At 32.7% G+C, this 1,010-nt stretch carries 2 protein-coding genes; both read left to right on the top strand.

Annotation, left to right across the window (positions count from 1 at the left end):
* Positions 1–225: transposase (locus H6A34_RS14460; RefSeq protein WP_205104226.1), on the top strand; the 225-nt coding region annotated here is incomplete at its 5' end.
* A gap of 50 nt (positions 226–275) precedes the next feature.
* A complete protein-coding gene (locus H6A34_RS14455) occupies positions 276–959 on the top strand; it encodes an acyltransferase family protein (RefSeq protein WP_205106086.1) in 684 nt (227 codons plus the stop codon).
* Positions 960–1,010: the final 51 nt, after the last annotated feature.

The raw sequence follows: 1,010 nt of genomic DNA, 5'->3' as shown, positions 1-1,010 counted from the left end.
AACTCGCTCATGGACCTGCACGACAAAATCCTGCTGCGGAAAAGGGCGCTCATTGAAACCGTCAACGACGAACTCAAGAATGTATGCTACATTGAACATACCAGGCACCGCAGCATTGACGGTTTTGTTTCCAACCTGATTGCAGGGCTTATCGCATACAACCTGCTTCCTAAGAAACCGTCACTCAATATTGACATCATTGATAAAAGCAGGCTTATTGCATAAGATTATTATACCGAACTCACGTTAAAAAAAATCTTACCATTGAATTTAATATGGAAAATAAAAAAGATTATTTCTACAATATAGACCAATTAAAAGGACTTGCGATACTTTTGATGGTTATGGCTCATGTTTTAGCATGGTCATACACAGATTATTCCTTTCTAAAAGGAGCCTTAATAGACATGACTAAAGAAGAATTTAATGCTTCATTAATTTGGAAGATTATATATTCATTTCATATGCCATTGTTGTTTTTCGCAAGCGGCTATCTGTTTTATAAGGTTAGACCATATGATTGGATTAATGTAAAACAGTTATTGTTAAAAAGGATAAACAGACTATTAATTCCATATTTAACAACTGGAGTTTTTGTTCTCTTTCTCAAAGGGTATTTCGGATATTGGTTCTTTCAAGTATTATTTGTTTTAAATGTAATTGTCTTACTAGAACTATTTATAGAGAGCAAGATTCGAGTTAATATTTTTGGAGAATGTGCATGCCATATATTTGTATTTCTAATACTATTTATTATTTCAAAATGTTTATCTGGATTTTTTTCTTTACCTCAAGAATTTGCTAACATTACAGGACTACACAATTATTATTTGGCATTTATGTTTGGTTTTCTTGTCCATAAGTGGCCCTGTATTGAGCGTTTGATACAATGCCACTCAATAGGATTGGGGCTATTTTTTTTATATATCCTCCCACTACTGTCCCGTAAAAGTGGATAAATAGTTCTTTGAAATTATTGAAACATAGTCAATTACACGGTTTTTTGAAAT

The organism is Marseilla massiliensis, assembly GCF_016899855.1.
Lineage (GTDB): Bacteria > Bacteroidota > Bacteroidia > Bacteroidales > Bacteroidaceae > Prevotella.
Note: the sequence above shows the minus strand (reverse complement) of the source record. Positions and strands in the feature narration are given on the sequence as shown.